This window comes from Salibacterium lacus, assembly GCF_042684865.1.
GTDB lineage: Bacteria > Bacillota > Bacilli > Bacillales > Marinococcaceae > Salibacterium > Salibacterium lacus.
Genome location: NZ_JBHUML010000002.1, coordinates 585861 through 608493, shown reverse-complemented (window position 1 = coordinate 608493; position 22633 = coordinate 585861). Strand labels below are relative to the sequence as shown.

23 protein-coding genes and 1 other RNA gene are annotated in these 22633 nt (G+C 46.7%); 15 read left to right on the top strand and 9 right to left on the bottom strand.

The window, feature by feature from the left end; genetic code table 11:
* Window positions 1-30: 30 nt before the first annotated feature.
* The 6 genes from ACFSUB_RS03850 to ACFSUB_RS03825 all read left to right on the top strand — a co-directional run bounded on the left by ACFSUB_RS03850 (window position 31) and on the right by ACFSUB_RS03825 (window position 3393).
* Window positions 31-594 (top strand): DUF1273 domain-containing protein, encoded by a 564-nt coding sequence (locus ACFSUB_RS03850; protein WP_380711864.1) that lies wholly within the window; start codon window positions 31-33, stop codon window positions 592-594.
* 96 nt (window positions 595-690) lie between these two features.
* Window positions 691-1014 carry a cell division regulator GpsB gene (gene gpsB, locus ACFSUB_RS03845; protein ID WP_380711863.1) on the top strand — a complete coding sequence of 108 codons (324 nt, stop codon included), beginning with the start codon at window positions 691-693 and terminating at the stop codon, window positions 1012-1014.
* A 21-nt stretch (window positions 1015-1035) separates the two neighbouring features.
* Window positions 1036-1437 carry a reverse transcriptase-like protein gene (locus ACFSUB_RS03840; protein WP_380711862.1) on the top strand — a complete coding sequence of 134 codons (402 nt, stop codon included), beginning with the start codon at window positions 1036-1038 and terminating at the stop codon, window positions 1435-1437.
* 73 nt (window positions 1438-1510) lie between these two features.
* Window positions 1511-1899: RNase P RNA component class B (gene rnpB, locus ACFSUB_RS03835), an RNA gene on the top strand.
* Window positions 1900-1999: 100 nt separating this feature from the next.
* A complete protein-coding gene (locus ACFSUB_RS03830; protein WP_380711861.1) occupies window positions 2000-3139 on the top strand; it encodes a THUMP domain-containing class I SAM-dependent RNA methyltransferase in 1140 nt (379 codons plus the stop codon).
* Window positions 3140-3201: 62 nt separating this feature from the next.
* Window positions 3202-3393 carry a hypothetical protein gene (locus ACFSUB_RS03825; protein ID WP_380711860.1) on the top strand — a complete coding sequence of 64 codons (192 nt, stop codon included), beginning with the start codon at window positions 3202-3204 and terminating at the stop codon, window positions 3391-3393.
* A gap of 2 nt (window positions 3394-3395) precedes the next feature.
* Here the strand turns inward: ACFSUB_RS03825 and ACFSUB_RS03820 are convergent, their stop codons facing one another.
* Window positions 3396-3701: an iron-sulfur cluster biosynthesis family protein gene (locus ACFSUB_RS03820; protein ID WP_380711859.1), complete on the bottom strand. Its 306-nt coding sequence runs from the start codon at window positions 3699-3701 to the stop codon at window positions 3396-3398.
* 120 nt (window positions 3702-3821) lie between these two features.
* Here ACFSUB_RS03820 and ACFSUB_RS03815 point away from each other — a divergent pair, with 120 nt between their 5' ends.
* The 7 genes from ACFSUB_RS03815 to ACFSUB_RS03785 all read left to right on the top strand — a co-directional run bounded on the left by ACFSUB_RS03815 (window position 3822) and on the right by ACFSUB_RS03785 (window position 13678).
* Complete coding sequence (locus tag ACFSUB_RS03815; protein WP_380711858.1) at window positions 3822-5336, top strand: carboxypeptidase M32; 1515 nt, start codon at window positions 3822-3824, stop codon at window positions 5334-5336.
* A 126-nt stretch (window positions 5337-5462) separates the two neighbouring features.
* Window positions 5463-6527 (top strand): ABC transporter ATP-binding protein, encoded by a 1065-nt coding sequence (locus ACFSUB_RS03810; protein ID WP_380711857.1) that lies wholly within the window; start codon window positions 5463-5465, stop codon window positions 6525-6527.
* On the top strand, window positions 6528-8060 hold the full coding sequence (locus ACFSUB_RS03805; RefSeq protein WP_380711856.1) for an ABC transporter permease/substrate-binding protein: 1533 nt from the start codon (window positions 6528-6530) through the stop codon (window positions 8058-8060).
* A 25-nt stretch (window positions 8061-8085) separates the two neighbouring features.
* Window positions 8086-8508, top strand: a complete 423-nt coding sequence (locus tag ACFSUB_RS03800; RefSeq protein WP_380711855.1) for a CoA-binding protein — start codon at window positions 8086-8088, stop codon at window positions 8506-8508.
* A 196-nt stretch (window positions 8509-8704) separates the two neighbouring features.
* Entirely contained in the window at window positions 8705-10669 is a 1965-nt protein-coding gene (gene parE, locus ACFSUB_RS03795) for a DNA topoisomerase IV subunit B (protein ID WP_380711854.1), read from the top strand.
* A 3-nt stretch (window positions 10670-10672) separates the two neighbouring features.
* Entirely contained in the window at window positions 10673-13144 is a 2472-nt protein-coding gene (gene parC, locus ACFSUB_RS03790) for a DNA topoisomerase IV subunit A (RefSeq protein ID WP_380711853.1), read from the top strand.
* Between the two features lie 42 nt (window positions 13145-13186).
* Window positions 13187-13678, top strand: a complete 492-nt coding sequence (locus ACFSUB_RS03785) for a metal-dependent hydrolase (RefSeq protein WP_380711852.1) — start codon at window positions 13187-13189, stop codon at window positions 13676-13678.
* Between the two features lie 752 nt (window positions 13679-14430).
* Here ACFSUB_RS03785 and ACFSUB_RS03780 read toward each other — a convergent pair.
* Both ACFSUB_RS03780 and ACFSUB_RS03775 read right to left on the bottom strand, forming a co-directional pair.
* A complete protein-coding gene (locus ACFSUB_RS03780; protein ID WP_380711851.1) occupies window positions 14431-14862 on the bottom strand; it encodes a cupin domain-containing protein in 432 nt (143 codons plus the stop codon).
* Window positions 14863-14946: 84 nt separating this feature from the next.
* Window positions 14947-15630, bottom strand: coding sequence for a DUF421 domain-containing protein (locus tag ACFSUB_RS03775; protein WP_380711850.1), 684 nt, complete (start codon window positions 15628-15630; stop codon window positions 14947-14949).
* Between the two features lie 185 nt (window positions 15631-15815).
* On the opposite strand from ACFSUB_RS03775, the gene ACFSUB_RS03770 reads away from it, so the two are divergent.
* Window positions 15816-17153, top strand: a complete 1338-nt coding sequence (locus tag ACFSUB_RS03770) for an amino acid permease (protein WP_380711849.1) — start codon at window positions 15816-15818, stop codon at window positions 17151-17153.
* Here the strand turns inward: ACFSUB_RS03770 and ACFSUB_RS03765 are convergent.
* Window positions 17150-17791: a LysE family transporter gene (locus tag ACFSUB_RS03765; RefSeq protein WP_380711848.1), complete on the bottom strand. Its 642-nt coding sequence runs from the start codon at window positions 17789-17791 to the stop codon at window positions 17150-17152. The genes ACFSUB_RS03770 and ACFSUB_RS03765 overlap by 4 nt on opposite strands.
* Window positions 17792-17936: 145 nt before the next feature.
* On the opposite strand from ACFSUB_RS03765, the gene ACFSUB_RS03760 reads away from it, so the two are divergent.
* Window positions 17937-18146, top strand: a complete 210-nt coding sequence (locus tag ACFSUB_RS03760) for a small acid-soluble spore protein Tlp (RefSeq protein ID WP_380711847.1) — start codon at window positions 17937-17939, stop codon at window positions 18144-18146.
* A gap of 89 nt (window positions 18147-18235) precedes the next feature.
* Here the strand turns inward: ACFSUB_RS03760 and ACFSUB_RS03755 are convergent, their stop codons facing one another.
* The 5 genes from ACFSUB_RS03755 to ACFSUB_RS03735 form a co-directional block, all read right to left on the bottom strand.
* Window positions 18236-18850, bottom strand: a complete 615-nt coding sequence (locus ACFSUB_RS03755; protein WP_380711846.1) for a cell wall hydrolase — start codon at window positions 18848-18850, stop codon at window positions 18236-18238.
* Window positions 18851-19049: 199 nt separating this feature from the next.
* Window positions 19050-20246 carry an MFS transporter gene (locus ACFSUB_RS03750; protein WP_380711845.1) on the bottom strand — a complete coding sequence of 399 codons (1197 nt, stop codon included), beginning with the start codon at window positions 20244-20246 and terminating at the stop codon, window positions 19050-19052.
* Window positions 20247-20341: 95 nt separating this feature from the next.
* Complete coding sequence (locus ACFSUB_RS03745) at window positions 20342-21874, bottom strand: BCCT family transporter (RefSeq protein WP_380711844.1); 1533 nt, start codon at window positions 21872-21874, stop codon at window positions 20342-20344.
* A gap of 149 nt (window positions 21875-22023) precedes the next feature.
* Window positions 22024-22290, bottom strand: coding sequence for a hypothetical protein (locus ACFSUB_RS03740; protein ID WP_380711843.1), 267 nt, complete (start codon window positions 22288-22290; stop codon window positions 22024-22026).
* Between the two features lie 132 nt (window positions 22291-22422).
* Window positions 22423-22614: a YfhD family protein gene (locus ACFSUB_RS03735; RefSeq protein ID WP_380711842.1), complete on the bottom strand. Its 192-nt coding sequence runs from the start codon at window positions 22612-22614 to the stop codon at window positions 22423-22425.
* Between the last annotated feature and the right edge of the window lie 19 nt (window positions 22615-22633).

The following is a 22633-nucleotide window of genomic DNA, read 5'->3' as shown; positions in this document are numbered from 1 at the left end:
GCAGGGTGAAAAAAACGGAGGGAAATAAGGATGAAAGTGCTTGCGGTAAGCGGGTATAAACCACGTGAACTCGGGATTTTCAGCCCGGATGCTGAGGAAATCACCTATATAAAGAAAACCATACAGGCAAAAATCGGCGGGTTTCTGGAAGAAGGGCTGGAATGGGTGGTGGTATCCGGTCAGCCCGGGGTGGAACAGTGGACAGCGGAAGTGGTGATTGAGTTGAAAGAAGAAGGGCTGAATATCCGCCTGGCCGTCCTGCCGCCGTTTCTTCATCAGGACAGCATCTGGCCCGACCACGCCCGGGAGCGGTATCAAAAAATCATCGCCAAGGCGGACTACGCCGAAGCCGTTTCGAAAAAAGAATATGAAAATCCCGGACAGCTCCGCGCCAAAAACGACTTTATCATTATGAAAACCGATGCACTGCTCGTGTTATACACAGAAGAACAGCCGGGCAGCCCGGAATATTACCTGGACGCGGCAGAACGTAAAGCGGCCTCCGGACATTATCCTGTGTACCGCATCACTCCGGATGATCTGCAGCAGACGGTGGAAGAAGAAATGCTGCGGATGTCTGATGACATGGAATAGTAAAACGAATGAAAATTGACTTTTCAGTGAAGGTTTGAAAAAATGTAGAATATCAACTTCTATCAAAATGCTATGGTATTCGGGGTGAAGGATATAATGAATAATATACAATTAACAGGAAAAGATATTTTGGATCAGGATTTTAAAAGCAGCATGAAGGGCTATAATAAAGACGAAGTGGATCAGTTTCTTGACACCGTTATTCAGGATTATGAAGCGTACGAACAACGGGTGCGGGACCTGGAGCAGCAGCTGGAACAGGCCCGGGCCGGTTCCAGCCGTGAAACACGGGCTAACAGTCAGTCCCAGGAAGAAGCACCTGCTCAGGGAATGGCTCAGACCGGCGGTACAAATTATGATATTTTAAAGCGTCTTTCCAATCTTGAAAAAGAGGTATTCGGAAAAAAATCATATGAATAATGAAGCGGCGGGGGATCAGATTTGATCAAACTGTTCATTGATGGCGCCAGTGCAGGAAATCCCGGTCCGGCCGGCGCCGGTATTTTTATTGTACGTCCGGGAGAAGAAAGCGAGCATCACACCCTGCCGCTTGAAACAATGACCAATCACGAAGCCGAGTTTGCCGCATTACGGGAAGCTTTGAAAATATGTGTGGAAAGAGAATGGGCTGGTGTATCGATTCATACAGATTCCCAGCTCGTGGATGAAGCAGTGGAAAAACAGCACACCAGGCATCCGCTTTATAAACCACTGCTGGCAGAAGTGCTGGAGCTGCTTGAGCAGTGCAGCCTCTGCTTTGTCAAATGGATTCCGTCCACCCGTAACCGCACCGCTGACCAGCTGTCGAAAAAAGCGGTAAGGATGAACAAAAGTTCCTTCTGAATTTTACTGATATGGGCTTGTCAAACCGGACTCAAAAGGATATAATAATTGTGCCGTAAAATGATGCTGCTGACATTCAGGCAGTCGCTGCGCTGCATTGCGTAGAGGAAAGTCCATGCTCGCACAGCCTGAGACGGCTGTAGTGTTCGTGCCCGGCGAAACAATAAGCCGGGACGGTCCGGCGGTGCCCGGATCGATGGCGGGGAACCGGCCTGTGTCCTGCCTGGATATGGCCGTAATACCTTTAAAGTGCCACAGTGACGTAGTCTGTTTGGAAACAAACAGAGTGGAACGCGGTAAACCCCTCGAGCGGGAAACCCAAATGTTGGTAGGGGAACCTTTCGGAAGGAAATCAACGGAAAGAAAGGGCAGAGATCATGTCTCTGCAGATAGATGACTGCAGCCGGAGTGCGAGGTGAATAACCGCCGGAAGCACAACGGAACAGAACATGGCTTATATGAATGTCACGGCATCGGTCAACCCCTTTTACAGGGGTTTTTTCTTTATAAAAGGAAATAAAAAACGAGATGGGAAAAGCCGTAAAATAGAGGAGCAGATGCAATGAGTGAATACGTCACCTTAATAGCAACCGCAACGATGGGTCTGGAATCCCTGGTTGCCCAGGAAGTTAAAGCACTCGGCTATACCGATGTTCAGGTAGAGAACGGCCGGATTGAATTTCAGGCTCCACCCCAGGCGATAGCAAGAACAAACATGTGGCTTCGGACAGCGGACCGGGTGAAACTCAAAGCTGCCGAGTTTACCGCCGTGTCGTTTGATGAACTGTTTGAAAAAACAAAAGCCGTACCATGGGAAACCCTTCTTCCGGCAAATGCGGAATTCCCGGTGGTCGGCCGTTCGGTAAAATCAACGCTATACAGTGTGCCTGATTGTCAGTCCATCGTCAAAAAAGCTGTCGTCGAACGGCTGAAGCAAACATATCAAAAAGAGTGGTTTCCCGAAAACGGAGGCTTATACAAAATAGAAACTGCGCTCCACAAAGACACCGTCACCCTTACCATCGACACGTCCGGAGCAGGTCTGCATAAACGCGGTTACCGCAGTGTCCAGAATACCGCTCCGCTGAAGGAGACACTGGCGGCATCGCTTGTGATGCTGACGAACTGGCATCCGGATCGTCCGTTTGCCGACCCTTTTTGCGGATCGGGAACGATACCGATTGAAGCCGCGTTGATCGGCCAGCAGATTGCCCCCGGATTCAACCGGGAATTTGCCGCTGAGTCCTGGCAGTGGCTTGGAGTGGACATGTGGAAAGAGGCAAGGGAAGAGGCTGAAGACAAAGCAGATTATGATCAGCCGCTTGATATACAAGGGTCGGACATTGACCATCGTATTGTGGACTTGGCCCGCGAAAATGCCATGGAGGCAGGACTTTACGGGGTAGTGAATTTCAAACAGATGCAGGCTGTTGACTTCACAGCGGACAAACCGTACGGCTGTCTTGTATCCAACCCGCCGTACGGAGAACGCCTCAGCGGCAAGGAAGAAGTGGAAGCTTTATACGAAGACATTGGACGAGTATTTCGTCCACTTGATACATGGTCTGTTTACATTCTTACCTCCAACGAAGCCTTTGAAAGCTTTTACGGAAGCAGTGCCACAAAAAAGAGGAAGCTGTATAACGGGAAAATCAAGACCGATTATTATCAATTCTGGGGACAGCGTCCGCCAAAAAAATAGCATAATGGACCCCTTTGCTGTATATGCTTATAGAGTAGTATGTTTCAGGGAGGGGAAAAGGTTTGCATTATATTCAGAACGCAGAGGACCTGCAAACGTTATTGAAGATTGAACAGGCAATCGGAAACGCGGAAAAAATGTTGAACGTTCCGGAAGAACCTGCATCGCCTGAACCGAAGGAACAGGCCATCAACCAGGCGAAAAAACAGCTTGACCGAGCTTGGGATTATCACCTGTACCGAAGATGGTCTTGATGTCAACGCGGATTGGTAACATCCTGTATATTGGGATTTTCAAATATCAGTAAATCAATCTGTGGATCATAGGATACCACCATTCCGTTCATATACCATTGATCCTGCGGGTTCACAAAAAAATAAATGCCATCTGCCTGAAGCACATCGGATCCTGCTTCAGGTTTTTCTTTTGCCACTCCCATGGAGTAACCTCCGGACCCTACGCCTCCAACCCTCACAAAGAGCCGTATATAATCCCCTTCTGCAAGTTCCATTTCCTGTTTGTACAACCGGGCTGCTTCTTTTTTTACAGTAAATGAGGCCACTACATATCTCCTCCCTTTCCTTGTCTGTTATAACACGGAATCCGCGGACTTTCAAAAATGATAACGACAGACGTTTATGATACGCTTACCGTAACACGAGGAAAAAGGAGCCATGGAATAATGAGTCAAACCAATAATCAACTCGAACAGCAGTTTCTTGAACATATGTATACAATGAATGCTTATGAACAGGCTCTCGGCCTGATGGAATGGGATGCAAGAACAAAAATCCCGGATAAAGGGGCAGACGACCGCGCAGAAGCCGTCGGCAGACTGTCGACGGAACTTTTTCAATTAACGACTTCTGATAAAACCGCGTATTTTCTCGAACATATTCTGGCCTGTAAAGAGGAAGACGTAACGCCCTGGATCCGCAAAGCTGCGGAGGAACTGAAAAAACAGTATGACCGTTCCGTCCAGATTCCGTCGGAGGAGTATCAGGAATACAGCATTTTAACAGCGAAATCTGAAGCAGTATGGGAAAAAGCAAAAGAAGCCAATGATTTTGAGATGCTTCGTCCGTATCTTGAAAAACTGGTGGATTTCAGCCGGAGGTTTGCCGAATACTGGGGATACGAGAAACACCCCTATGATGCTCTTCTGGTAGATTATGAACCGGATATGACAACAGAGGTGCTGGATGATGTGTTCAGCCGCCTGCATAAACGGCTGCAGCCGCTTGTGGATGAGGTTGCTGCTTCGCCCGTTAAACCGGACACCTCCTTTCTGTTTGAACCGTTTTCCAAAGAGAAACAGACGGCGGTCAGCAGTAACATCCTGAGGCAGATGACGTATGACTTTGAAGCAGGCCGGCTCGATGAAACGGCCCATCCGTTTGCTCTCGGCCTGAATCCTTCAGACGTCCGTGTGACGACAAGCTATGATGAAAGGGATTTTAGAACCGCGCTTTTTGGCACCATTCATGAAGGCGGTCATGCTTTATATGAGCAGAATCTTCCGCAGGAATGGAAGTCCACCGTACTCAGTGATGGAGCTTCCATGGGGATTCATGAATCGCAGTCTTTATTCTGGGAAAACATGGTCGGCCGTTCCAAAGCTTTCTGGGAAAATAACTTTGAGATGCTCCGGGAAGAAGCGGGCCATGCATTTGATAATGTGACACTGGATGAATTTTATCGTGCGGTTAATACTGCAGGACCTTCCCTTATTCGAATCGAAGCTGATGAACTCACGTATACGCTCCACATTATGCTTCGTTATGAAATAGAAAAACAGTTGATAAACGGCGACATTGAAGTGAAGGATCTGCCGGAGATCTGGAACGAAAAGATGCAGAAATATCTCGGTATCACGCCCCCGGATCACAGCAGCGGGGTGCTGCAGGATGTACACTGGTCCTTTGGTGCTTTTGGTTATTTTCCTTCCTATGCGCTCGGCTATATGTATGCCGCTCAGTTTTATTACGCTGTCCGCAGTGATATTGCTGACTTTGACACACATCTGCGTGAAGGAGATCCCGCTCCGGTTAAACAGTGGATGACAAACCATGTACACCAACACGGAAAAAGCAAAACACCCGCGGAAATTATAAAAGAGGCAACAGGTGAATCCATTAATCCGGATTACCTGCTTGATTACCTGGAAACAAAATACCGCAGCCTGTATTCGCTGTAAGCATGAGCTTCCGGAAAGGAGCCCTGTATTACACCTGCCTTTCCGGCAGCGGGTTTAAAAAGTCCAGAAATGTGATATGAACAGGTATCACAGATTACTTATTGATGATAAGAGGGGAACGGTACGATGATTACATTTGAAAACATTACAAAATCTTTTCCGGATGGAACAAAAGCTGTTGATGATTTCACGGCTGAAATAAAAAAGGGGGAGCTGTTTGTTTTGATTGGCCCCAGTGGATGCGGGAAAACAACGACCCTGAAAATGATCAACCGACTGATAGAACCGTCATCGGGTACACTCCACATCGAGGGAGTCGAGTTAAAGGATTGGAACCTCCAGGAACTGCGCTGGAATATTGGGTATGTGCTGCAGCAGATTGCGTTATTTCCGACGATGACGATTGAAGAAAATATCGCTGTGGTACCGGAAATGCGTAAATGGAGCAAAAATCAGATTTCCGAGCGGGTGGATGAGCTGATGAACATGGTGGAGCTTGATCCATCTGTGTACAGGCGCCGGATGCCAAAAGAACTATCCGGCGGACAGCAGCAGCGTGTCGGGGTCGTCCGGGCGCTTGCGGCGGACCCTGATATTCTGATTATGGACGAGCCATTCAGCGCGCTCGATCCCATCACAAGAGAACAGCTGCAAAAAGACGTGAAGGAATTGCAGTCGCGGATTCAAAAAACAATCGTTTTTGTCACTCACGATATGGATGAGGCTCTTGCCATCGGGGACCGTATCTGCCTGATGGAAACGGGCCGGATCATCCAGACCGGCACGCCGCATGAACTCACTCATCATCCCGCCAATGACTTTGTTCAGGATTTCATTGGAGACCGGACCAATGAGTGGGACGCACCTGTCAAAAAGATGATGAATCCAGAGAGCGAACACAGCGCCAATGTGTCCGATCTTCCGAACATTCCTCTATATCCGGCTCCGCTTTATATTTTCGACAGCGATCACCAATTTCTCGGACGCAGCAGAGAAGGAAAAATAGAAGATCACTCCATCACAGTGTCCCCGGAGACGGTGTTGAAAAAAGCGATAGAGTACTTCGAGAAGACCGATGTCGATGCGCTGCCGGTGATTGAAAATGGAAAACTGATCGGTGTGCTGAGCTATAAGGATATTGTCCGCTACATGCAGCAGTTTCATATTGAATCAGGAAAGGAGTCCGTATAGATGGGAATTCTCCAGGAAATGCTGGATCTTTTTCAGGACCGGCAGAATATGTTCTGGACACTGCTCTGGGAGCACATACATATGTCACTTCTGGCGCTGCTGTGCGCTGTTTTCATATCGGTTCCACTTGGGATTTATCTTTCGAGAAAAAAGAAAGCGGCAGAGCCGGTTATTGGAGCAGCAGCAGTGCTGCAGACGATTCCAAGTCTGGCCCTGCTCGGGTTTATGATTCTTATTCTCAATAAAATCGGTACATTTCCGGCTGTTGTTGCTCTTACAGCTTATGCACTCCTTCCTATTCTGCGTAACACGTACACCGGCATCAGCGAAGTCGACCCGGCGATTAAAGAAGCCGCTACCGGCATGGGGATGTCTTCGCTTCGACGCCTGCGCAAAGTAGAGCTTCCGATGGCAATACCGGTTATTATGGCAGGGATCCGGACATCCATGGTACTTATTGTGGGAACCGCGACCCTGGCCGCGCTTATCAGTGCGGGCGGACTCGGTGATTTCATCATGACCGGAATCGACCGGGCGGATAATGCCTATATTCTGCTGGGAGCTGTTCCGGCTGCGCTGCTTGCCCTGTTTTTTGATTTTATACTACGTGTGACGGAAAAAACGTCTCAGGGAAAAGCGTTAACACCGGTTGCTGCTGTGCTCGGCGCTGCTCTTCTTGTGGTGGCTGCGCCGCTTTTTTCCTTCAATCAAAAGCCTGATCTTGTTATAGGAGGTAAATTGGGGGCGGAACCGGAAATTATCGCCAACATGTACCATCACTTGATTGAAAATGAGACAGATATGAATGTGAAGGTGCAGTCCGGTTTTGGGAGCACTGATGCTGCTTTTAATGCGCTGCAGGTGGATGAGATTGATATATATCCTGAATTCACCGGCACGGCTATGGCCGCTCTGCTGGATGAATCCCCTTCTTCAGGTAGTACGGAGGAAGAAGTATACCAAGAGGCGGCCCAAGGCATGGCAGAAGAGTACAATATGGCGTATCTGGAACCGATGCAGTTTAATAATACCTATGCTCTGGCCATGAGAGAACAGCAGGCCCGGGACCTCGGGATTGAAACGATTTCCGACATGGAGCCGTACACCGATGAATTAACGGCCGGATTTACGTTTGAGTTTGCCGACCGCCAGGATGGGTATCCCGGCATTCAGGATGTGTACGGATTAAAGTTTGAGAATGTGGAGACGATGGACGCAGGACTGCGAGCCCGTGCGGTGGAGGAAGGAGAAGTGGATTTCATTGACGCCTATTTCACCAGTGCCGATATCGTGGAATATAATCTCCGGGTGCTGGAAGACGACAAAAATCTGTTTCCACCCTACCAGGGTGCTCCGCTCATGAAACAGAACACACTGGAATCGCACCCTGAAATCGAGGCTGTTTTAAACCAGCTCTCAGGTGAAATCACGAATGAAGAAATGCAGCAGATGAATTATAAGGTCGATTATAATGACGCAGATCCAAGCATTGTTGCAAGAGACTACTTGACGGATAATGGATTTTTTGACTAATCTATAGAAAAGGAGAAGATGTGAAGTGGTTACGTTTCAGAATCCTTCCGAAGACAAAACAGCTGCTGTATTGAAGAGAAGTACGACGATTGCGGTTGTCGGCCTTTCCGATAAACCCTCCCGGACCTCCTGGCAGGTCAGTAAGGCGGCACAGGAGGCGGGATACCGCATTATACCCGTCAATCCCAACGCCCGCGAGATGCTCGGAGAAAAGGCAGCTGCCCGGCTTGGTGATATTGAGGAACACGTTGATATCGTCAATGTGTTCCGGCGCATAGAACACCTCCCGGAAGTTGCGGCAGAAGCTGCTGCGATGCCGGTAGTTCCGGATGTGTTCTGGACCCAGCTGGATCTGGTGAGCGGGGAAGCTGCAAGGATTGCTGAGCAGGCCGGGATGACGGTCATTATGGATAAGTGTATCAAGATTGAACTTGCGCGGTTATCTTGAGGATAGACAAACGCTCATCCTTTTTGCAGATGAGCGTTTCTCATTGCACAGCGGAAAAAGAACAACAGTCCGTTGGATAGATGATATTTTCTGCCGGGTTTTGTTTTCAGATTATAAAAAATAAAACGTATGTTCTGGATTTATGTGTTATAGTGTAGAATACAGGTTTGCTTGCAAGAGAAAGGGGAACATGTCATTGACACAGACCTTTGATTATAATGATGATGCGATACAGGTTCTTGAAGGACTGGAAGCGGTCCGTAAAAGACCGGGGATGTATATCGGGAGTACCGACAGCCGCGGTCTGCACCACCTGGTATTTGAAATCCTTGATAATTCCGTGGATGAAGCGCTGGCAGGCTTCGGAAACGTGATAGATGTCACCCTTCATGCCGATCACAGTGTTTCCATTACCGATTACGGCAGAGGTATTCCAACCGGAATGCACCGGACCGGCAGATCTACGCCGGAAGTCATCTTCACCGTTCTTCACGCAGGCGGCAAGTTCGGACAGGGCGGATACGTCACAAGCGGAGGTCTTCACGGTGTGGGAGCTTCTGTTGTTAACGCCCTTTCAGAATGGCTCACCGTCGTTATTCACAAAGACGGTGGTGTGTACCGGCAGGAATTTGCAGACGGCGGGAAACCGGTAAGTCCTTTGAAAGAAGAAGGGACCACGAAAAAGAGCGGAACTTCGATTCGTTTTAAGCCGGACCGCTCGATTTTCACCACCACTTCCTATCAGTATGAGATGCTTGCCGAGCGCCTGCGTGAGGCTGCATTTCTGCTTAACGGTGTTTCCATCCGTTTAACCGATGAACGGGAAGCCGAACCGGTATCGGAGACATTTGTCTATGAGACGGGAATTAAGGCATTTACTGAATATTTGAATGAAGACAAGGAAGTGCTCCATCCCGTCGTGTATTTTGAAGGAGTCAGCCAGGAAATCGAGCTCGAACTTTCTTTTCAGTTTAACGATGCCTACACAGACAACATATTGTCTTTTGTAAACAACGTACGTACCAAAGACGGCGGAACCCATGAATCCGGCGCAAAAACAGCTCTCACGAGGGCGTTTAATGAATATGCGAGAAAAATGAACTTCCTGAAAGAGAAAGATAAAAACCTGGATGGCTCGGATATCAGAGAAGGATTTACGGCAGTTATTGCGATCCGCGTTCCGGAGGCAAAGCTTCAATTCGAAGGACAGACGAAAAGTAAACTCGGCACGCCCGAAGCAAGATCCGCCGTAGATCAGATTTTTTCGGAAAAACTGACGTATTTCTTTGAAGAAAATCCCACGACCAGTGCGATGCTGATCAAAAAAGCATTGAAAGCCGCCCAGGCGAGAGAGGCTGCGCGTAAAGCAAGAGAAGAAGCCCGAAGCGGCAAAAAAAGCCGCAAAAAAGAACTGCTGAGCGGCAAGTTGACACCGGCCCAGTCCAGAAACACCGAGAACAATGAGCTTTATCTCGTCGAAGGGGATTCTGCCGGAGGATCAGCCAAACAGGGAAGGGACCGGAAGTTTCAGGCGGTTCTTCCGCTACGCGGGAAAGTCATCAACACAGAGAAAGCAAAGCTTGATGACATTATGAAAAACGAAGAAATCCGGACGATCATTTATGCGCTCGGATCCGGTGTAGGCACGGATTTCTCCCTGGAAGACAGTAATTATGATAAAGTTGTAATCATGACCGATGCTGATACGGACGGGGCGCACATCCAGGTGCTGCTTCTTACCTTTTTCTACCGTTACATGCGGCCGCTTGTCGAAGCCGGCAAAGTATTTATTGCCCTGCCGCCGTTATATAAGGTCAGCAAAGGCAGTGGAGCGAAAGAGAAAATGGAATACGCATGGGACGAAGAAGGGCTGGCCGAAGCCATATCAAATGTCGGCAAAGGCTATGCCATTCAGCGCTATAAAGGGCTCGGGGAAATGGATGCCACCCAGCTCTGGGAGACAACGATGAATCCGGAAACGAGAACGCTCGTCCGGGTGACGGTGGATGATCTTGCACGTGCCGATAAACGTGTTACGACGCTCATGGGCGACAAAGTGGAACCAAGGCGTAAATGGATTGAATCCCATGTTGAATTCGGCATGCAGGAGAACGAAAATATCTTGGAAAATGAGAACCTTCATGTGACGGAGGAGGAGTAAATCGTGACCGAGGCAGAAAAACACCTGGATTTACCACTGGAAGAAGTACTCGGCGACCGCTTCGGCCGCTATAGTAAATACATTATTCAGGAGCGGGCGCTTCCTGATGCAAGAGACGGACTGAAGCCGGTGCAGCGTCGTATTCTTTATGCGATGCTGCAGGACGGCAATACCGCTGATAAACCGTTCCGGAAAGCAGCGAAAACAGTCGGAAACGTCATCGGGAATTATCATCCGCACGGCGATTCCTCTGTGTATGAAGCGATGGTGCGGATGAGCCAGGAGTGGAAGGGACGTCATCCACTTGTTGAAATGCACGGCAACAATGGTTCCATTGACGGAGATCCGCCGGCGGCTATGCGTTATACGGAAGCAAGGCTTTCCTCGATATCAGTGGAAATGCTGCAGGACATCGAAAAAAACACGGTGGAATACATTCCAAACTTTGATGATTCGATAGAGGAGCCGGTTGTTCTTCCTGCGATGTATCCGAACCTGCTTGTAAATGGATCTACAGGGATATCATCGGGATATGCGACGGATATCCCGCCGCATCAGCTCGGGGAAGTCATCGACGCGGCGCTGATGGAAATCAATAACCCTGCCTGTACAGTGGATGATCTGATGACGGTTATGAAAGGACCGGATTTCCCGACAGGCGGTATTATTCAGGGAACCGACGGTATCAAAAAAGCGTATGAAACAGGCAGAGGAAAAGTGGTCGTACGCTCGAAAACCGAGATTGAAACGCTGAAAGGCGGAAGAAAGCAGATTGCTGTAACCGAACTTCCGTATGAAGTCGTGAAATCCAACCTGGTGAAGCGGATGGATGAAATTCGTTTTGACAAGAAAGTGGAAGGGATTGCGGAAGTCCGGGATGATACGGACCGGACCGGTCTTCGTATCGTGATTGAGCTAAAGAAGGACGCAGATCCGCAGGGCGTGTTGAATTACTTATATAAAAACACCGATCTGCAGGTGTCCTACAACTTCAACATGGTGGCCATCCATAATAAAACACCGCAGCTTCTCGGCTTGAAACAACTGCTGCAGGCCTATATTTCCCATCAGAAAGAGGTCGTCACCAACCGTTCCCAATATGAACTCGACAAGGCGGAACGACGCCAGCATATTGTAGAAGGGTTGAAAAAAGCGATTTCCGTTCTCGATCAGGTTATTGAGATTATAAGAGGATCCAATGATAAACGGGATGCCAAAACCAACCTGACAGCGTCTTTTGATTTTACCGAAGAACAGGCCGAAGCGATTGTCACCCTGCAGCTTTACAGGCTGACAAACACAGATATCACGACTCTGGAAAAAGAGGCGGAAGACCTGGCAGAACAGATCGACAAACTGCGGGGCATTTTAGCCAGTGAGTCGAAACTGCTTAAAGTCATTAAAGACAAGCTCGCTTATGTGAAAAAAACATATAACAATGAACGGCGCAGCGTCATTGAAGAGGAAATTGAAGAACTCAAAATAGACCTTGAAGTCATGGTTCCGGCAGAAAATGTCATTGTCAGCGCCACAAAAGAAGGATATATCAAACGAACCAGCTACCGGTCCTATTCTGCCTCTAACGAGGATCCCCCCGGCATGAAAGAAACGGATGACCTTTTGTATGTGGAAGAGCGGAACACGACAGATACGCTGCTTTTGTTCACGGAAAAAGGACAGTACATTTACATGCCGGTTCATGAGCTTGCTGATATCCGCTGGAAAGACAACGGACAGCACATCGGTAACATTGTTCCACTTGAAGCGGAAGATTCCCTTGTGAGGGTCATTCCTGTCTCGGAATTCAGTGATGAACATTATCTTATGTTCTTCACAAAAAACGGAATGGTGAAAAAGACGGTGCTTTCCGCCTATCAGGCACAGCGTTATTCCAGAGCGCTTGTGGCCGTGAAACTGAAAGAAAACGATAAACTCATCAATGTAGATATAACAGATGGATCGAATGAAATATTCATAGCCTCAAACTTTGGTTACGGCCTTCGTTTTGCAGAAGAAGAAGTGACACCGGTCGGACAGCGTGCCGCGGGAGTGAAAGGAATGGACTTAAAAGCGGGCGATACCGTTGTAAACGGCTTTGCACTATCAACGGATGGTCCTTTGGAAGCTGTTGTGGTCACACACCGCGGGGCTGTGAAGAAAATGCCGCTGAAAGAATTTGATACCTCGAGCCGGGCAAAACGGGGACTTGTCATGCTTCGTGAATTAAAACAGAACCCTCATTTCATTTCGAGTCTGCAGCCTTTGGATGGAAAAGAAAACGGACTGCGGATTCTAACGGAAACCGGCGCTATGGAGACTGAAGACGTAGGCAGCATGCGCCGAAGTGACCGGTACAGCAATGGTTCCTTTGTTATTGACACAAAAGAACTCGGAACTGTTACGGATGCCTGGCCGGCTCTTGATTATCAGTCTCTGCAGAAAGCAAACGAAGGGAATAAGGAATCAAGTAACTAAAAAGCAGAATACCGCAATACAACAATGGAAGGACACGACATCATGAACGCAGGTACACACACAATAGGCGCGTTAGCCGCAGGAACTGCGGTATACTGGGCCGGATCTCTTTCTTTTCCCGGACCGGAAGCAGCTGTTTATATGGCTGCTGTTACGGGCGGCGGGCTGTTACCCGATATCTGCCAGCCGTTTTCATGGATTGGAAGAAGAACCCGCCCGGTCTCTACAATGATACAGAAAGTATTCGGGCACCGGACGATTACACACAGCATACTATTTGTGGCAGCTCTCTATTTCTGCGCAGGTTTGATTCCTTATGACTGGGGGATGGCTGTTCAGTACGGGATCACCACCGGTGCAGTCAGTCATCTGCTGCTTGATATGATGACCCCGCAGGGCATCCATATTCTGTATCCGGTAAAGCAGAAAATTTCTTTCCCGCTTACGACGAAAACAGGGTCAATTACCGGAGAAGGGACCATCTCATTTCTCATGCTCTGCTGGATTGTATATTCCGGCATGCATATTATCTAATGTATTGTGGAGACCGGTTTACTTTACCGCCCTTGTACGCTTGAAATCCGGCGTGCGAGGGCGGTATTTATCGGTCCGTCGGTGCTCACCGTGTTTTGCCGCAGGTTACGTCTGCCTCGTTCTTCTGCTGCAAAACGTTATCATAAAGAACGGACAGACAGTGAACAACGATAGATCATGAATGTTTATGAAGAAGGGGAGAAGATGGAAGAATTATCTATGTCGTCCTTTCAATTTGGTGTGAACGATAAGGGGAAACGAAACGCTTGAAGAACTTTGTTCGGTTTAGATCGGACAGAGAAAAGGGAGGAGGAGACAACTTTCTTTCAACTGCTTATTGGAGACACGTATGATGAAGATCATTATTCTCATAATACATATCAATCTTTCCCAGATACCTGTAGAAGTGGACAGCATATCGCCTTTGGGCATCATGACATCAGGGAACAAACTAAAAAGGTCGTAATATTTGGAGCCGAATGGTTGAAAAAAACCTTAGCAGCAGAAGAATAGTATGTAAACCCTGATCCGTATCCTGAAAAATTGGTTTCGTCTCAAAAACTGAAGTCATCTTATATTTTGATACAAAAGAAACTTTTTCTATTTAACTTCCTATAATATATATTATGTAAACTAAAAACAGATGCTGAAGAGAGGTGCTTTGTTCTTTCGATTCCCCTGCCTCCCTATACACTTATTTTGTTGAACGGCAGGAACGGATATTAAATACCACATTCCTGCCGTCTTTTGTATCAGTCATGATTTTTTTCAGCTGCAGCGGCATCGTTTATCGTGTTATGAATGGTTCCGAATGGATGTTCAGGCGGCGCGTAAATGGTATAAAGTTTTAACGGTTTATATCCTGTATTGATCAAATTATGCCATACACCTGCTGGTACCATAACAGCGTCATCATCAAATACTCTCCGCTGGAAAAAAATATTGTCCGCTGAATTCCCCATCCGGACAAGGCCTTCCCCGTCTTCAATCCTTAAAAACTGGTCCACTTCAGAATGTACTTCCAGACCGATGCTGCTTCCAGCTGGGATACTCATAACCGTCACCTGTAGATGATCTCCTGTCCACAGTGCTGTCCGGAATGTTCGATTTTGTATCGCTGCTTCTTTGATATTAACGATATATGGATTGGATCCATAATCATGCGGATATCTATAAGAGTACATATTGAGCCCTCCCTTTTTCGGCAGTCTCTATATCATATGCTGCACGCCCAGGGAGAGTGCATGGAGGTTCTTATTTCAGCGTGATTAATACTTCCTGATCACTCCGTGTCCATCATCTATAATTAAGGAATGTTCCGGATCCTTAACGACGGCAAAAAACACGTGTCGGATACTGCCAAAACCTGCTTTTTTTACCGCGTGTTTCAGCCATGTTTCGTCTTTATGAATCATTTTTAAATGTTCATGCTGAATATCTCCTTCCACAATCACTGCTACGGGGAATCCCTGGTACTCCGGTTCCATACGTATGTCCTGTTTTGTAACCGGCGCCGCATTCTCTTTTGGGAGCACGCTGATGGCGCCGTTTGGCTCAAGAATGGCGTATTGAATGGTGGTTAAATCTTTGTACCCCTGACTTCGTACGCTCGAAAGCAGTTCAGCAAGGGAAAATCGGCTTTTTTTTAGATTCGAACGATCCAGCTTCCCGTGCTTGATCAATATCGCAGGCTCTCCGATAAGAAAACGGTTAAGGTGGTTGTATAAACTCAACCTCGCAAAAGAAAGATGAAGGGTGATGATGAGTAGAATACCAACAAGGGCTTTCCCTATGCTGTCAGCATCAATTGGGTTCATTGCCATGGCAATGATGAAAAATATAGCTGTGAAATCATGAGGCGTGAATTGGGCAAGCGCTGTTTTTCCCATAAGTCGGACAACCAGAATCGCTGTAAAAAATAAAAATAGCAGGGATCCAATAAAAGAAAGCATACAACCACCTTTTACATCAGCTTCAAGATGAAAAATGAATGTCGTTCTTTTACTAGATTGACTCTAAAATAGCAAATTTATGTGTGAAAACAATGAAATGGTGCTGCTTTTCTTATTCCAAACAAAATCGAATAAAGAATCACAAAACATCAACACTAATATCAGTGGACGGGGAAGGAGGAAACATGACAATGAAGAACAAAGAAGAAAGCGGCCTGACATGGTGGCAACTATCGCTGATTGGTGTCGGCTGTACGATCGGAACAGGGTATTTTCTAGGAGCAAGTCTGGCTATATCCATGGCAGGACAGGCTGTCCTTATTAGTTTTGTGCTGGCTGGTTTTGGCACGTATTCGGTGTATCATTTTCTGGCGGCACTTATGAGAAAGGATCCGCAAAAAGGAGCCTTTCATACATATGCAAGAAAAGCTTATGGGCGCTGGGCGGGATTCAGTTCCGGATGGGTGTATTGGGGAGCTGAAATGCTGATCATGGGAAGTCAAATGACAGCTGTATCTATTTTCTCGAGATACTGGTTTCCCGGTGTTCCATTATGGATATTTGCCGCGGGTTACTCTCTTCTTGGAATCCTTGTCGTCCTAACGGGAGCGAAAGGATTTGACCGGATCGAAAATATCTTTGGAGTGGTGAAAATTGCAGCGATTCTCATGTTTATTGTTGTGGCTGCAATTGCCATATTCAGCTCATTTCACAGCAGTCAGAACCCGCTTTTCTTTCCTCAAACAGGGCAGCAATTTATCCCACATGGCAAAAAAGGTCTCTGGGCTTCTCTGATTTATGCCTTTTACGCCTTTGGAGGTATTGAAATTATGAGTATGATGGCGGTCCGGCTGAACGATAAAAAGGAAGCTCCTAAATCAGGGAAAATTATGCTGGCAGTTATTACTTCGATTTATATCATATCACTGGGAATGGCTCTGCTTTTAACTTCTTCGAACGCGTTCCATGCTGATGAAAGCCCGTTTGTTACTGCTCTGGATCAGTATAATTTTCCGTATGTTGCAGATGTGATTAACGGAGCGTTAATCATAGCCGGCTTCTCCACTATGGCTGCCTCCCTGTTTGCCGTAACGAGCATGCTTGTCACCCTTGCAGAGGATGGTGATGCCCCTTCTTTCTTTCAAAAAAAGGGGCAGCATATGATAGATCTTCATCTGCCTGCCCTGGGATTGACTGTCGCCGGGATGCTTGTATCCATTTTTTTCTCTCTACTTCTGCCTGAAAAAATATACGAATATATGACCACTGCCGCCGGGTTGATGCTTCTATACAACTGGTTTTTCATTCTACTGTATGCAAACCGCTTGGTTGTTATAAAAGGGTTCAGCCATGTACAGCGTTTGGGCGGACTTGCTCTCATCCTTTGCGCAGTCACCGGAACGCTGCTGGATAAATCCAGCCGTCCTGGTTTTTTTGTCAGCCTGGGGTTTCTGATCATTCTTGCCGTGGTGGTACTAATCATGAAAAGAATCTGGGCCCGTCAATCTCCTTCCCCTTTTTAATGACGGCGAAATTCCAGCAAGGCTTTCACTCCTTCCCACCCAAAATAAATACCGAACAAAATCAAGCATATGCCTGAGGCGGTTGAAATCAAACCCAGCATACGTTCCGACAAATATTTTCGAAAACCGCTGGCCATCCCTGCCATCGTGACATCCCATAAGGATACACCGATAAAAATGGCAGCGCTGTACAGCCAAAGTTGTTCAATGCTTTGATGAGCTGACGTTTTTGCCACAATGGAACCGTAAATTCCGATCCAGAAAACGATGGACAATGGGTTGCATAAGCTCATAAAAAAACCAGAGCTGAAAGAATGGATCAGGGGTGGACTGCTTCGGCGGGTCGTAACCGTGAGCGCCCCACTCCCCCCTTTTACGCTTTCTGCTCCGATATACACCAAAATAAAAAATCCAAACAACCAGAGAAATGTTTTCACCATCGGGACTTCTAAAAAATGAACAACTCCCAGGTAAACGAAAAGCATGTACAATCCATCGGCAATCATAGCCCCTACTCCAACAACCCAGGCATGCCAGAACCCACTTTTAATCCCTTTGTCTAATTGAGCTGCATTTACCGGGCCGATAGGAGCCGCCAGCGTTATCCCTAATAAAATATAACTAAAGAATACACTCATTGGAGCATCTCCTACTCTATACAGTGTTTATTTAGAGTATATTTAGGAATGGAAGCTTGTACGACTACTTTTTTCTTTTTACATGGTATATAGCTTCTCTGTTTTTTCACATACTACGAGTGAAGATAAAAGGAGGGAAAGACAAATGGCTGAATCAAAACGCACTGCCGGAAGAAAAGAAACAGTGGAAAAGAACATTAATGAGACAGAAGAGAATCTGCACACAACAGAAGAATTCGCGGAAGAACACGGAGAAGCGTTGAGTGAAGAGGAAAAACAGAATATTAATGAGAAAAATGAACATCGTAGAGAAAATATCGAGAATATGGAGCAGTCCGTGAACGATGAGGAATGAAAAATCCAGGAGTACTTATTCAAACCTGGTAAAATGAAGAAAAAAAGACACAGGAAAGAAGTATTACCTTTCTTTCCTGTGTCTCGGTGTCAATCAGCAAATACATGTTTTCCAATTTGCAGGTTTGCGGTCCGCGTCCAAATCCAATCTGACGTAGCCAGGACAGGGTTGTAATAGTAATGTGACCCTTTAGATGGATCATAACCGTTCCAAGCTTCCTTCACAGCACGATAAGCGGTGCGGTCGGGTGCTAAATTATACTGGCCATCCTGCACTGCCGTGAACGCGTTTTTTTCTTTAATCACTTCTTCTATTGTTCCTGGAAATTCAGAGGATTGAATCCGGTTTTGAATGACAGCAGCCACAGCCACCTGACCTTTAAACGTTTCACCTCTGGCTTCCCCGTGAACGACCCGGGCCAATTTATTTACTTCATTTAATTTTTGCAGGGTATTCTCCCCGGCTTTCCCGTCGACAGCCAGACCAAAGTCGCTTTGAAACTCCTGTACCGCGTTGTTTGTTAAGGGACCGTAATAACCAGTGGGATTGGTATGTAAATATCCCATATGAACTAATGACTGCTGCAGCTCCGTCACCTTAGGACCTTCTTCCTCTTGCTGCAGTAAACCTTCCTGTGCTTCCACCTGCGGGACAAAAACGAATAATAATAAAATAGTCCAACCTGCAGCAATGATTTTTTTCATATCATCAACCTCCTTCGCTACCCCATCTCCCCCTTTTGCATTATTCATAAACATGAATTTGGATACAGAAGCAAAAAATAAGAAGCGAGTCTCATATTATGCGTTCTGCTGTTCCTAAGAACCGATAGGAAAAGAAGCGGTCCAATTGTAAAACGAATTCCCGGCTGAAGGCATTTAGTACATTCGCCTGTCAGGGAAATTATGAGTTTTTTGATGGTCTGATCCCGGCAAAAGCGGCAGCGATGATAAGGGAGGAAGCGGCGCCCAGAACAAAATAAATGACATCAGATTGATGCTTCATCAGTAAGGCGGTGACCGGCGGGCCGGCAGCTACTCCAACAAACCGCATGCTGCTGTAAAAGGAAGTTACGAGGCCTCTTTCTTCTTTTTTAATCCCTTCAGTAATAAGCGCATCAAGACAGGGCAGAGCCATTCCAATCCCGATGCCGGCAGAAGATAAAAGAGCCAGAAGCCATATTAAGCTCATGTCTTCCTTTACAAAAACCAAAGAAATGGTCGTAAGAGCAGCGCCGATTAGGATAAATCCTCTCATTTTTTGTTTGTTTTCCCCGATCAGTTTTCCACTTAAATAGGAAATCGAGCATAAAAAGAGAAGCGGAACGGCCAGCAGCAAGCCTTTAACAGCACCTTTTATGTAATATTGATCTTCCAACAGAGAAGATAAATGAAACAGCACGCCAAATAAAACGAACATCAATATGCCGCCGATGAAAAAAACAGTATACAGCCAGCGCCCGTTAAAATGAAAGGTTTTTTTAATACCTGTGAGAAAAACGGAGAAAGGTTTATCCTCTTTCTGCTTCGTTTGGGGAACTTTCACCAGAAACCAGACGAGTAGAACCGAGACCATGGAAAGCACCGGCACAGACATAAAAGGCATATACCACACCAGGACAGCCAGCAGTGCTCCGATGATAGGGCTTAATACTTTTCCGAGTGTATTCGCTGTTTCAATTATTCCCAGTCCGTGGCTTACCTGCTCTTCCTCCTTGAATATATCACCCACAGTAGGTAAAACGACCGGGAATGCACCGGCTGAACCAACTCCCTGCACGATCCGCCCGAGCAGAATAAGGAGATAAGGCTTATCCAGCTGCCAGGCAGCAAAAGCCGATACTGCCCCACCTGCAGCAACCACCAGCAGACTCGGAACCATTATTTTTTTCCTGCCCCATTTATCCGAAAGGTACCCCGATACCGGAATACAGAGAATGGCTGTAATAGAATATGCCGATATGATTAAACTGGATTGAAACGCAGTGATATTGATTTCACGCTCAATGACCGGCAGAACCGGGATGAACATTGAATTTCCCAGCGTCATCATGAAAGGAATGGAGGCCAGTGCCATCAAGTCCCATTTTTTATCTTCCATCTTATTTCTCCACCTCTCTTCCTTCAACCCTCAGCCCTGTTCTTTGAAGAAGGAAAGGATAAATGTACGAACCTTATAATACAAAAGATTCTCTTTTATTCGTTATTTTCTTTATTTCTTCTGCTCTTTTTTCTCTCTTTTTCGGCCTGCAGTGCGGGTTTTTCTTCTTTTAATGCCTTAAGTAACGACAGCACCATCATGATCATAATGATGGAAAAAGGGAAAGCAGCGACAATCATTGTATTTTCAAGTGCCTGCAGCCCGCCGGAATAAAGCAGAATGACAGCTGTGGCGGATAACATAATTCCCCATGTGAATTTGACTTTGACGGCAGGATTCATGGTTCCGTTTGAAGTCTGCATTCCGAGTACAAATGTAGCCGAATCAGCTGATGTGATAAAAAAGACGCTGATCAATCCCATCGCCAGGATGGACATTGCAATGCCATAAGGATAATGCTCGAAGACCCCGAATAATGCTTCTTCTTCAGCCAATTCGGAGATGGCCGCTGTGCCTTCTGATTCCAATAAAATCGAAGCACCTCCAAATACCGAAAACCACAAAAAGGTGACAAGAGGAGGTACCAACAGCACACCGGCTGTAAACTGCCGCAGGGTCCTGCCTTTTGAAACCCGCGCAATAAATGTACCTACAAAAGGGGACCAGGCGATCCACCATGCCCAGTAAAAAATCGTCCAGTCGTTGATCCATTCTCTTGCGTTCTCTGTAAACGGTGCAATGCGGAAACTCATGGCCGGCAGGGTTTGAATGTATGTTCCAAGTGTATTCGTGAATAAGTTCAGCATATACAATGTCGGCCCGACAATCAGAATAAAGACGAATAACAGCAGGGCAAGAACCATATTGGTGTTGCTTAATATGCGTATTCCCTTGTTCAGTCCGGTCGAGGCAGAGATCAGAAACAAAACAGTGACAACCGCAATAATGGCAAACTGAATCCAAAACCCGATGCCAAGATCGGTGATAAACGACAGGCCTCCATTGATCTGCACGGCTCCGAACCCAAGTGTCGTAGCCACACCGGTTACCGTTGCTGTGACAGCGATAATATCAATGCTTTTACCAAGTGCTCCGTCTGTATTCATCAAAACATTTAAGGAAGAGCTCACGGTTCCGCTTGCACCCCGCCTGAATTTAAAATACGCAAGACATAACGCGATAACCGCGTAAATAGCCCAGGCATGAATGCCCCAGTGGAAAAAAGTAAACCGCATCGCCTCTTTGATGGCTTCGGGCGTTTTTACATCGGTTGTAGGAGAATTCACCGCATAGTGGTGTATCGGTTCCGCTGCTCCCCAGAACACAAGCCCGATCCCCATGCCTGCACTGAATAACATCGCAAACCACGTAACCATATTATAATCCGGTTTATCGTCTGGTTTTCCAAGCTTTATCTTCCCATAGGGGCTTACAATAATATACAGACATACGAGGACAAATAGAGAAACAACAATCAAATAATACCAGCCGAAGCGTTCCGATATAAAAGCCTGGGCCGATGCTGTTACACCTTCAAGCACATGAGGTGCTGCCGCCCCCAGAATGACCGCCAAAACCAAAATACCGATTGTTATATAAAAAACCCACCCGACGGCACTATTCTTCATTTCTCCTTCCTCCTTCCTTTTTGTTATTATGTTTTTTGTTTCCACATTTATACCTTGATTACGTGCCACAATTTTAATTAACATAATAAAATGATTGTAAATAAACAGAGATCAGGAAGTTGTTCCTGATCTCTGTTCCTTTTCCCTTATTACTCTGATTCATCTGTCATGAATTCACGTGCAAAAGCTGTTTCTGTACGGTCGGGAATGTCTGTGAATCGTTCCTGTACCGTTTTTTCACCATCGGCCTGTTCCTGGCGGGTCAGACCGAACCAGGCTGCCCCCGCGCCGGCACCGAGCAATGTCATGAACATGCTCCATCTTCCCCAGTTTCGGTTTCTTCGATTGTTCCATCCCATAAAGCCTCGTCGGCGGCCCATCTGCATGAAAGGAACATTCCAGCGAAAGTTATACATGCTTTTATTCCCCTTTTTCTTCGAAGTGAAGCATGGAGAATTGGTCCCCACATCTGTAGTTTGAACAGGGGACCGTGAGATTATCATACCTTATATTGCCATGATCGGCTTCTGCTGCTTTTTAAAACAGACTTAAGAATGATCATGTTGTTGGGCACGCTGATCTGCGGCACGGGATCGCTGCTGGGATTCTTTGTCTTCAAGATCCGCTGTTTCTTCTGAGAATTCCACATCTATGCCATCCTGCTTAATATCCTTCTGCGGTGTCTGGGATAATTTGGCCTTCGATTTATGCTGATTGTTTCTTGTCTGTCCTCTTGTCATATGCACAACCTCCTTTTGA

What these genes read in the sequence shown, in the direction of transcription:
- ACFSUB_RS03850 (WP_380711864.1), top strand. Translation starts at nt 31, where the DNA reads ATGAAAGTGCTTGCGGTAAGCGGGTATAAACCACGTGAACTCGGGATT.
- gpsB (WP_380711863.1), top strand. Translation starts at nt 691, where the DNA reads ATGAATAATATACAATTAACAGGAAAAGATATTTTGGATCAGGATTTT.
- ACFSUB_RS03830 (WP_380711861.1), top strand. Translation starts at nt 2,000, where the DNA reads ATGAGTGAATACGTCACCTTAATAGCAACCGCAACGATGGGTCTGGAA.
- ACFSUB_RS03815 (WP_380711858.1), top strand. Translation starts at nt 3,822, where the DNA reads ATGAGTCAAACCAATAATCAACTCGAACAGCAGTTTCTTGAACATATG.
- ACFSUB_RS03810 (WP_380711857.1), top strand. Translation starts at nt 5,463, where the DNA reads ATGATTACATTTGAAAACATTACAAAATCTTTTCCGGATGGAACAAAA.
- ACFSUB_RS03805 (WP_380711856.1), top strand. Translation starts at nt 6,528, where the DNA reads ATGGGAATTCTCCAGGAAATGCTGGATCTTTTTCAGGACCGGCAGAAT.
- ACFSUB_RS03785 (WP_380711852.1), top strand. Translation starts at nt 13,187, where the DNA reads ATGAACGCAGGTACACACACAATAGGCGCGTTAGCCGCAGGAACTGCG.
- ACFSUB_RS03780 (WP_380711851.1), bottom strand. Translation starts at nt 14,862, where the DNA reads ATGTACTCTTATAGATATCCGCATGATTATGGATCCAATCCATATATC.
- ACFSUB_RS03775 (WP_380711850.1), bottom strand. Translation starts at nt 15,630, where the DNA reads ATGCTTTCTTTTATTGGATCCCTGCTATTTTTATTTTTTACAGCGATT.
- ACFSUB_RS03770 (WP_380711849.1), top strand. Translation starts at nt 15,816, where the DNA reads ATGACAATGAAGAACAAAGAAGAAAGCGGCCTGACATGGTGGCAACTA.
- ACFSUB_RS03765 (WP_380711848.1), bottom strand. Translation starts at nt 17,791, where the DNA reads ATGAGTGTATTCTTTAGTTATATTTTATTAGGGATAACGCTGGCGGCT.
- ACFSUB_RS03760 (WP_380711847.1), top strand. Translation starts at nt 17,937, where the DNA reads ATGGCTGAATCAAAACGCACTGCCGGAAGAAAAGAAACAGTGGAAAAG.
- ACFSUB_RS03755 (WP_380711846.1), bottom strand. Translation starts at nt 18,850, where the DNA reads ATGAAAAAAATCATTGCTGCAGGTTGGACTATTTTATTATTATTCGTT.
- ACFSUB_RS03750 (WP_380711845.1), bottom strand. Translation starts at nt 20,246, where the DNA reads ATGGAAGATAAAAAATGGGACTTGATGGCACTGGCCTCCATTCCTTTC.
- ACFSUB_RS03745 (WP_380711844.1), bottom strand. Translation starts at nt 21,874, where the DNA reads ATGAAGAATAGTGCCGTCGGGTGGGTTTTTTATATAACAATCGGTATT.
- ACFSUB_RS03740 (WP_380711843.1), bottom strand. Translation starts at nt 22,290, where the DNA reads ATGTATAACTTTCGCTGGAATGTTCCTTTCATGCAGATGGGCCGCCGA.
- ACFSUB_RS03735 (WP_380711842.1), bottom strand. Translation starts at nt 22,614, where the DNA reads ATGACAAGAGGACAGACAAGAAACAATCAGCATAAATCGAAGGCCAAA.